The sequence below is a fragment of the Frankia sp. CcMO1 genome, from assembly GCF_977945845.1.
This window is the reverse complement of sequence record NZ_CDWTMG010000201.1, coordinates 1-9,152: the sequence shown is the minus strand read 5'-3', so window position 1 is coordinate 9,152 and position 9,152 is coordinate 1. Positions and strand designations below refer to the sequence as shown.

Genomic DNA, 9,152 nt, shown 5'->3' with positions numbered 1-9,152 from the left:
GGTCGGTGTTGTCGTGTACCCACAGCCGGTGCACGCAGCAATCGGTGGAGAACACCGCCGTCACCAGGCCGGGGAACTCGGCCTTGACCCGGCTGGTCGCCGCGGCTCCGGTAGCGAAGATCGAGATCGCGAGATCGGTCGGCTGAGCGGCCAGTTCCTCGCGCAATGCCGGGACGACGAACCGGCTCGACGTCCTCTCGATGGCCTGGGCGAGCCGGCCACCGGTTCTCATCTGGGAGAAGTGCACGGCGTCATACAGGCCCGGAACGGCGATCATGCCACGGAAGACCTTCTCCCCCCGGGAGCCGTTACGCCCACCGAGCATGCGCAGGCTGTCGGCGGTCCGGGTGGTGAACCCGCGCCGGGTGAGCGACGCGCCGCACGCCTGCGCCATCACGTCGTGGCCCATCCCGAGCGAGCCCGACAGCAGCAGCGCGGAGCCCCGCCGCGTCGGCGTTCCGGCGGGCCGGGCGTCGACGCCGTGCGTGCGCGGATCGGCGGGGAGTGCGGCGGCGGCGACCGGTCCCCCCGCTGCGGCCGGCCCCGGCAGGACAGGTTCCGTGACCCCCGGTTCGCCGACGGCTGGCGGGCCGCCGACTCCCACCTCAACATCATCTTTGGATGGTCCATTCACCGTGCTACCGCCGATCTGCGCCATGGTCACTCCGAGGAGACCGCGGAGACGTCGAGGTCGCCGACAGGCGGGAGCGCCTGAGCCGGAGGCCGTCGATTTGCCAGATACCACTCGATGTACTGCCGGACACCCTCCGAGAAGGGTGTGGTCGGTCGCCAGCCGAGCACCTCCGCGGCCCGCTGCGCGGAGATCTCCCGGCCGCGGAAGTCCCCGGGGCGCGCAGGCATGTGTTCGATGGCGGTGCCGGGGAAGTACTCCCGGACGGCCCGTGCCATCTCCAGCACACTGACCGACTCGCTGCCCTCGAGGGCGAGCGTGGTGTTGGCCGCGTCGGGGGTCAGAGCCAGCACGTGCGCCTCGGCCAGGTCCCGGACGAACACGTAGTTGCGGAACTGCAGGCCGTCGCCGGCCACCGTCAGCGACTCGCCGTTCAGAGCCTTGCGGACGAAGCGGGCCAGCACCAGCTCGTCACGCATTCCGGGGCCGTAGGGGATGCCGTAACGCAGGATGGTGAACGGCAGCCCGTAGGTCTGCTGATAGCTGTGCAGCAGCAGTTCGGCGGCCAGTTTCGTCGAGGTGTAGACGTGCCCGGCGCGGCCCAGCGTGATCTCGGCGTCCTCCGTCAGCGGCGCCGAGCCGGCCCGGTCACCGACCGCCCCGTACACCCAGACGGTGCTGGCGAACAGCACCCGCCGAACCCCGGCCTGCCGCGCCGCCTCGCAGATGTTCCCGGTGCCCTCGACGTTGAGCCGCACGGTGCGCACCGGGTCGGCGAACGCGAAGTCCACATTGGACATCCCCGCGATGTGGAAGACGGCCTCGACGCCCCTCAGCGCGGCGGTGACCGCCGGCAGATCAAGCACGTCGAGCTGCTGGTAACTGGCCCAGGGGTCGACCGGCCGGTGTTCGACGTCCAGCGAGAGAACGTCGTGACCGGCGTCGAGCAGACGGTCGACCACATGGCTGCCGATGAAACCCGACCCTCCGGTTACCGCAATCTTCATTGTCATCCGTCCAGGCTCAGGCTCTGCAGCGCGGCGGCGAAGGACGCGACCACGTGGTCGGCCTCCACCTCGGTCATGTCCGAATGGATGGGCAGGCACACGTGCCGGGCGCAGATGTCCTCGGCAACCGGAAGGGACCGGACCGCGTAGTGACTGAAGACCGGCTGCCGGTGCAGCGGCGACTCGTAGACCTCACCGCTCAGGGAGACGCCGTGGCGTTCCTTCAGCTCCTTCTTCAGCCGGCCGCGATCGATCCCGGGGCGGGGCAGGACAATGTACTTGTAGTAGTTGCAGAGACCAGCCGGCGGCATCTGCAGGCGGGTAACGGTGCCCAGGGTGTCCAGCGCGGCGTCGTACCGCGCGGCTACGGTGGCGCGGGTCGCCAGGAAGTCGGCGAGATGCCGCAGATGCACCCGGCCGGTGACCGCCTGCATCTCGCTGAGCCGCCAGGCGTACCCCTGCTTGATGTGGACGTTCCCGAGAAAACCGGCTTTGCCCTGGTCACGATAGATCCGAGCGGCTTCGTGAATGGCGGGATCGGACGTGAGGATCATTCCGCCCTCACCGCTCGTGATGACCTTGGTTGGATAGAACGAGAACGCTCCCGCGATCCCGAACGACCCGGCGTGGCCGTCACCGTGGCGGCTGCCGTGGGCATGTGCCGCGTCCTCGACCAGCGCGATGCCTCGATCGTCACAGAAGGCCCGCAACTCGGCCACGTCCGGCGGGATCAGCCCACCGATGTGGACCAGGACAACGGCGCGGGTCCGCGGCGTCACCGCGGCCTCGACACCGCGGACGGTCAGGGCAAAGGTGTCCGAACTCACATCCGCGAAAACCGGCATGGCACCGGCCCGCAACACCGCGAAAGCGGTCGCCGCAAACGTGTTCGTCGGCACGACGACATCCGCGCCTTCGACACCGTGACTACGAAGGATGATCTCCAATGCGGCCGTTCCACTGCTCACGGCGACCGCGAACGGGGCCTCGTGAGCCGCGGCGAATGCCGCCTCGAATTCAGCGGTATGGACACCCAAGGTCAGCGCACCGGTGGCCAGGATCTCGGTCACGGCCGATGCGATCTCCGCGCGATCCTCCGGTGAGAAGACGATGCGCGCCGCGGGGACATGCACCTTGTTCACCCCTACCTTCCGAGTCATTCCCGTGCGAGCGAGCCGGCCGGCCCCCATAGCGGCTGCGCCGCGACGAAGGACCCGGCCGGGACGAGCCGCGGCCTTCGCGGCATCACCGACTCCGGATTCCGCCGGCCTCCCGCCAGCGACCCACCGCGCTCCCTCCGACCCGTACGGAGGCAACCATCGGCTTTGTCGGTACATGCCCAAAACAGGCTATCGATCCCGATCGCCGGCATGTCTGCAGCCCACGGCTACTCCCCACAAAACATCCCACATCTGTCCGAACGTAACCAAATATGTCAGCAAGGCAATATTCCTGTGATGAAGGAGAGATGTCTGTCACTAATCACCGCCAGCCCGCGACACATGGTGATTGATGGCGACGCCACTCGCCGCGACGGCGACGGGTCCGCCCACGGCGACCCAGACCTGCTCCTCCAGTACCGCGGCCGCCCGGACCTCGTCGTTACGGCACCGTCGTTACGGCACTGGTCCCGGCCAGCCGCTTCCCGGGCACGGCCAAGGCCGGGAGGCCTGCATCGTCGCGTCTCCGATACCCAACGCGACACTCCATCACTCCAAGTAACACTCACCCGGGTAGCCGCGGAGGCGGCGGATGTCACCCCACCCTTCGTTCCTGTCAATGAACCGCGACCTCGACCGAGGACATCGACCGAGGACGCAGGGCGGGAACGAGCAGGCACTGCGGCAGATACTGATCGCCATGCGAACCACGCCTGTGGGCACGCGGACGACGATCAGTTGAAGACGGATGAACCGGATGGAGGACGCGGCCAGCCGGGGCTGATCGGCCGTCGAGAAATCACCCAGCCGGAGTGAGCGACCAGGGAAAGATCATCTACAGTCGAACCAGGGCCGTTCGCTCGAGAACGGTCTGGATACAACCGGATACAAGTAGTCCCGACGAAGCCGTCTCACCCGACGTACGGGGGGAACGCAGGTAGACGGCCTCGTCGGGACTTGGTGAAAGTGTACGACCCCCATCTGTCGGACGCGACGGGACCAAGGTCCCTAACGGTTTCCGCACCCTCGGCTCTTGCCAAACTGCACCGAAATGTGCTTCATGGGGCGAGAATGGTCACGATGCCGCCTCCTGGAAACTGATCTCGCACCGGCGTGTGTCGTAGAGCAGCCAGTGGGACGGCTGCCCCGCGCCGGCCCGATGGTGATCAAGCGTGGCACGACCACGCGGCCTGCGCGGAGGCGGCGGACCGGAGAGGTCGGGCCCGGACCCGAAACTCCGGGCCGAAATTATACCACATCAATATAAAAGTAACATTTTTCTCTTGAAAGCAGCAACGTGCAACGGTGCGGGCAGCTCGCCCGGGCCGGCCGGCAGTCCCCCGAAAGGTCGAAATTTCGGGCTAGATTACCGGTTCTGTTGCACATGGGAAACATCAGAATGCTTCGCTGCACCCCGTGCAGCGAAGGGAGTGGCGGCGGTCACGGGAATATCCGCGGCGGTGGGACGCCCGTGGTGCACGACGTGCATTCCCGGGAACGGGTGTGACGCCGCACGGGGCCGCCGGGGTCCGGGCTCCGGTACCGACCCGGTCACCTCGTCGGACCGAGTGCACACGCGCCGTTCGCACCCGGCGTCGTCGGGCGTCCTGCGCATCGGCCGAGGCAGGTCGACCGCCAGCGCATCTACGCAGGCCGGTCCAGCATTACATGATCGCCGCCCCGCGGTGGTCGTCTCATCGCCAATCCGACAACACGGCCACGAACGGCCTGAACACAGGCCTGGCGGTGTTGTATCAGGGGTGGGACACGTCGCCGGCCGGCGACGATGGAGCCACCCGCCCGACGAACCGAACGGCAGAGACCTGGGATGGATGATGAAGCACCGGCCTGGTTCGAGGCCGCCCTTGACCACCGACCGGAGCGGCACGAGACCGAGGTGGCGGGCGCGACTATCAGTTACCGCTGCTGGGGCAGAGGCAGTCGGCCGGCGATCGTGCTGGTCCACGGTGGTGCCGCCCACGCGGGCTGGTGGGACCACATCGCGCCGATGATCCCGCGGGAGTACCGCGTTATCGCGCTGGACCTGTCCGGCCACGGTGACAGCGACCGGCGCGAGGACTACTCGCTCAGTACCTGGGCGGCCGAGGTGATCGGTGTCATCGACCACGCCGAGGTCACCTCGCCCCCGATCATCATCGGGCACAGCATGGGCGGCTGGGTAACGATCACTACCGCCGCGGAGTACCCGGACCGGGTCGCCGGCATCGTCGTCGTCGACTCCCCCGTGCAGGAGTTCACCCCGGAGGAACGGGCGGCCCGGGACCGGACGGCGTTCGGCCCGCTGCGGGTGTATCCGACGGCGACCGACGCGCTGGCCCGGTTCCGGGCGGTGCCGGAGCAGCCCTACGTGCTGCCGTTCATCATCGATCACGTCGCCCGGGGTTCGATCGGGTCGGTCCAGGGCGGCTGGACGTGGAAGTTCGACCCGAAGGTGTTCGGCAACCGGACCCCGTCGCCCGAGGTACTACGCAAGGTGCACTGCCGGGTCGCACTCTTCCGGGCCGAGAAGGGCCTGCTCACCCCCGACATCGGCGTCCAGATGTACAATCTGCTCGGGCGGGTGGCACCGGTGATCGAGATCCCGCTCGCCGGCCATCACGTCATGCTCGATCAGCCGTTGCTGCTGGTTACCGGGATCCGGACGATCCTCGCCGACTGGGAGCACTCCTCCCCGCAGGAACGGGTGGACTGACGACCGGGTGCGCCGGCCGCGGGCGCGAGAGTCCGGCGGAAAACGGACAAAACGGTAATTCGTCCCAGGTGGCGCGACTGCCGGGGTTAAGCCGCCGATCCGAGGGAATCCGCAGATCGTACGTTGTTCTGCGGGTGCGGCTACGCGGACGCCCGCTAGGAGAAGCCGCGAGGAGAACCCATGAGGAGTGCACACCGGCGGCAGTCGGGAACGACCGGTATTCCCTACCCGGACGATAGCGCCCCGTACGTGGATGGTGCACGGGTGCGGACCTCATCGGATGCCACCCAGGCTCTCCGGACCGCGCCGGCCCCGCCGGCCGCCGGGAGCACGACCGGGGACCGCGAATCGACCGGGGAACTGGTGTCCGACGTCGTCTCGGATATCTCCACGCTGTTCCGCCAGGAGGTCGCCCTCGCCAAGGCCGAGATGCGCGAGGAGGTGAAGAAGGCCGGCAAGGGCGCCCGCATGTTCGCCGCAGCGGGCGGCGCCGGTTACTTCGTCCTGCTCTTCGCCCTGTTGGCCGTCATGTTCGGCCTGGGTGAGGTGATGGCGCTGGGCTGGGCCGCCCTCATCATCACCGTCGTCCTCGGTGCCGTCGCGGCCGTGCTGGCCCTGAGGGGTCGTTCCACCGTGCGCGCGGTCCACCCCACTCCGGCGCAGACCGTGGAGACGCTGCGCGAGGACGTCCAGTGGGCGCAGGGCCGCCGCGGGTAGTCCCTCCCCCACCACCGCGGGTTCGTTCACCCGCCCACTACCCCGTGTCGCCACTCCCCGTGCCGCCCACCGCCCCGTGTTTCCGCGGAACCACCGGCAGAAGCATCAGAAAGGTCAGGTTCGCAGTGACAAGCACGAGTCCGGATGAGATCCGGTCCGACATCGAGGCGACCCGGGCGCGGCTCGGCAGCGACCTCGACCAGCTCTCCGACCGGGTCAGCCCGCAGAAGGTCGCCGGTCGCACCGCACAGGACATCAAACGCCGGGTGACCACGGCGACCGAGGCGGTCCGCCCGAAGGTCGCGGCGACGACGGAGATCGCGGCCGAAAAGGCCCGGGACACGGCGGATCAGGCGAAGGCCACCGTACGCCGGCAGTTCGACGCCCACCCGCAGCTCGCCGTGACCGCGCAGAAGGCCCGCGCGACGGCCGGCAGCGCCGCGGGTACGGCCACGCAGACTGTGCACAAGCAGATCGAGGCGCACCCGCAGGTGGCGGCGAAGGCCGGCCAGGTGCGCGACACCGCGGGCAGCGCCCTCACGGCTGGCCGGCAGAAGGCCGCCGACAACCCGCGGGCAGCGGGGTCCGCCGCCGGGCTGGCGGTTCTGCTCGTGATTCTGCTGCTCATCCTCCGGCTCCGGCGGCATTGCGAGATCGACCCGGATTGACATCCTCTCCGCCTTGAAGGGCGGAGGTTCCCGCCTGCTACGCCGCTGTGGGCGTGGGCTTCGGGTGGGTTCCCGCTTCGCCGCGCGGTGCCGGCACGGAGGCCGGTCTTACCCGCGCTCCACGGGCGTTTACGGTCTCCGCCTGCCCGGCGGCGACCCTGCGCCCTTCGGCCCTGATGTTCCGTGCCGCGTTCACGTCCCGGTCGTGGACGACCTCGCAGGCCGGGCACGCCCACGACCGGACCGCCAGTGGTTTCGGCCCGTCCTTCACCCCACACGCCGAACAGACCTGCGACGACGGGAAGAACCGGTCGACCTTCGCGAATACCCGGCCCTGCAGCGCGGCCTTGCTACTCCAGCATCGCGATGAACTGGGACCAGCCGGCGTCGTACACCGACCGGGCCAGCCGGGTCCGGCCAAGACCGGCCACGCACAGGTCCTCGACGTACACCGCTTGATTCTCGCGGATGATCGTCGTGGAGAGCTTGTGCTGCCAGTCCCGTCGGGCGTCGGCAACGTGGGCGTGCACCCGTGCCACCTTGACGACAGCCTTCTTCCGCCTGGTGCAGCACCACCGCCGACACGTCGGCGAGCCACGCCCGTCGCGGGGTCTTCTTCGCCTCGGTGATGACTCGCTTCGACAGTTCCCCATCCGACACGTACGGCAACCCGGCGGTGTGTGCTTCCTGCCGCAGCCGCAGCCCGTCGTTGAACACGACCCGGGCGCAGCCGAATGTCCGGGACAGCGCCGCCCTCTGACCCGGCGACGGGTCGAGACGGAAGTTGTACCGAAGCTGCGCAGATCGAGCCTACCATTGGCCTATGGGCAGCGATCTCGACATCCGTACTGGCAGGCACTGCGTTTTCGCGCTGCACGCCCACTTGGTTTTCGTGACCAAATACCGGCACCGCGTCTTCGAGGACGGGCACCTGACCCGACTGGAAGAGATCATGCGGGCGGTGTGCGCCGACTTCGAAACGGACCTTGCCGAGTTCAACGGCGAAGGCGAACACGTCCACCTGCTCGTCAACTACCCGCCGAAGGTCGCACTATCCCGGCTGGTCAACAGCCTCAAGGGAGTGTCGTCCCGGCGGATGCGCCAGGAGTTCCCTGAACTGGCCCGCCACTACTGGCGCGCGAACCGGCTGTGGTCCGGCTCCTACTTCGCCGGATCGGTCGGCGGGGCGCCACTGACCGCCGTCCGCCAGTACATCGAGCAGCAGACCCGTCCCGTCTAGGACACGCCCGGGCCTGGCGGCCCTCCCGCGCAGGCCTTCACCCCCAGCCTGAAGGCCGGAGCACCGGCCCGCGTCAGGGTAGCGGTCCCCGACGCTCTCGGCGGCGCTCGCCACGCTCGGCCCGGTGGCGCGCGATCTGGCCGATCTGGTGGGCGTCCACCTGCCCGCCGACTGTAACTCTAAGTAATCAACTGCGCCGCTCGGCGCCCATCAAGACGGGAAGCGCGACGGGCGAGGGCGACGGGCGCCGGGCCAGATGAGACGGTCAGGGGGACGCGAGCCTGGCGGCCCGCCCATCGCTCCACGGGTTCTCTCCCGGATGGGCACGGCGACCGGGAGGAACGCGGGCTTCGGCCGAGAGCCGGCCGGAGCGAGGAAGGAGGACCTGGTGGGACAGATCGAGGTCGTCGTCAGGCGGGCCGTGCCGGGCACCCCCGAGCAGGTTGTCGCGAAGCTCGCGGACTACCAGGGCGCCCGCGCCCGAGCCTGGCCGGAGAACGTCTCCGAGTACCGGGTGTTGGCGGGAGGCCACGGTGCCGGGACCCGCATCGCCTATCGGCTCCAGGCAACCCGCAAGCGGGTGCGTCAGATCGACGCGACCGTCTCCGCCCCCGATGCGAGCACTCTCGTCGAGGCGGACCAGAACTCCTCGCTGCGCACCCGCTGGCACGTCGTCCCCGGCGCCGGCCCGGACCAGAGCCTGGTCACGGCGACGACGACCTGGGACGGCGCGGGCGGTGTCGGTGGTTTCTTCGAGCGCACGTTCGCCCCCATCGGCGTCCGCAAGCTGCACACCGCGGTCCTGGACAAGGTCGCCGGACATTCCGGGGGCTAAAATTCGGGATCTGTCGCTGATCTTGTGATCGAACTGGCCCTCTCATGATCGTCTATTGGTATCGCGCTGTGATGATCGGCCTGGTGTGACCTCCTTGACCTTGGGGTTTGGCTGCCGTATCTCTGTCTCTTATACACATCTGACGCTGCCGACGACTAGTCGAGTGTAGATCTCGGTGGTT

The 9,152-nt window shown here is 68.6% G+C and carries 10 protein-coding genes; 5 read left to right on the top strand and 5 right to left on the bottom strand.

From position 1 onward, the window contains the following. From AC08OU_RS19090 to AC08OU_RS19080, 3 genes are all read right to left on the bottom strand, one after another. Window positions 1-658: glycosyltransferase family protein (locus AC08OU_RS19090; RefSeq protein WP_476605448.1), on the bottom strand; the 658-nt coding region annotated here is incomplete at its 3' end. 2 nt (window positions 659-660) lie between these two features. Further along, window positions 661-1,638 carry an NAD-dependent epimerase/dehydratase family protein gene (locus tag AC08OU_RS19085; RefSeq protein ID WP_476601099.1) on the bottom strand — a complete coding sequence of 326 codons (978 nt, stop codon included), beginning with the start codon at window positions 1,636-1,638 and terminating at the stop codon, window positions 661-663. 2 nt (window positions 1,639-1,640) lie between these two features. After that, the gene (locus tag AC08OU_RS19080; RefSeq protein ID WP_476601105.1) at window positions 1,641-2,771 is read right to left on the bottom strand and encodes a DegT/DnrJ/EryC1/StrS family aminotransferase; all 1,131 of its coding nucleotides are present in this window, start codon (window positions 2,769-2,771) and stop codon (window positions 1,641-1,643) included. Window positions 2,772-4,626: 1,855 nt separating this feature from the next. Between AC08OU_RS19080 and AC08OU_RS19075 the strand changes: the two genes are divergently transcribed. From AC08OU_RS19075 to AC08OU_RS19065, 3 genes are all read left to right on the top strand, one after another. Continuing rightward, window positions 4,627-5,511, top strand: coding sequence for an alpha/beta fold hydrolase (locus AC08OU_RS19075; protein ID WP_462188769.1), 885 nt, complete (start codon window positions 4,627-4,629; stop codon window positions 5,509-5,511). 264 nt (window positions 5,512-5,775) lie between these two features. Then, on the top strand, window positions 5,776-6,228 hold the full coding sequence (locus AC08OU_RS19070; RefSeq protein ID WP_462188770.1) for a phage holin family protein: 453 nt from the start codon (window positions 5,776-5,778) through the stop codon (window positions 6,226-6,228). 125 nt (window positions 6,229-6,353) lie between these two features. Further along, window positions 6,354-6,896 (top strand): DUF3618 domain-containing protein, encoded by a 543-nt coding sequence (locus AC08OU_RS19065; RefSeq protein ID WP_462188771.1) that lies wholly within the window; start codon window positions 6,354-6,356, stop codon window positions 6,894-6,896. A 37-nt stretch (window positions 6,897-6,933) separates the two neighbouring features. On the opposite strand, the gene AC08OU_RS19060 is transcribed toward AC08OU_RS19065, so the two are convergent. Continuing rightward, window positions 6,934-7,317: a zinc ribbon domain-containing protein gene (locus tag AC08OU_RS19060; protein ID WP_476601097.1), complete on the bottom strand. Its 384-nt coding sequence runs from the start codon at window positions 7,315-7,317 to the stop codon at window positions 6,934-6,936. Further along, the gene (locus tag AC08OU_RS19055) at window positions 7,247-7,426 is read right to left on the bottom strand and encodes a hypothetical protein (protein WP_476601095.1); all 180 of its coding nucleotides are present in this window, start codon (window positions 7,424-7,426) and stop codon (window positions 7,247-7,249) included. Before AC08OU_RS19055 ends, AC08OU_RS19060 begins: the two co-directional genes overlap by 71 nt. A gap of 293 nt (window positions 7,427-7,719) precedes the next feature. On the opposite strand from AC08OU_RS19055, the gene tnpA reads away from it, so the two are divergent. Next, complete coding sequence (tnpA, locus tag AC08OU_RS19050) at window positions 7,720-8,136, top strand: IS200/IS605 family transposase (RefSeq protein WP_462188772.1); 417 nt, start codon at window positions 7,720-7,722, stop codon at window positions 8,134-8,136. A gap of 388 nt (window positions 8,137-8,524) precedes the next feature. Continuing rightward, window positions 8,525-8,971, top strand: a complete 447-nt coding sequence (locus AC08OU_RS19045) for an SRPBCC family protein (protein ID WP_476605447.1) — start codon at window positions 8,525-8,527, stop codon at window positions 8,969-8,971. Window positions 8,972-9,152 lie beyond the last annotated feature (181 nt).

Bases quoted from the DNA above. Each gene is read 5' to 3' on its own strand.
- AC08OU_RS19075 (WP_462188769.1), top strand. From the start codon at position 4,627: ATGGATGATGAAGCACCGGCCTGGTTCGAGGCCGCCCTTGACCACCGA.
- AC08OU_RS19085 (WP_476601099.1), bottom strand. From the start codon at position 1,638: ATGAAGATTGCGGTAACCGGAGGGTCGGGTTTCATCGGCAGCCATGTG.
- tnpA (WP_462188772.1), top strand. From the start codon at position 7,720: ATGGGCAGCGATCTCGACATCCGTACTGGCAGGCACTGCGTTTTCGCG.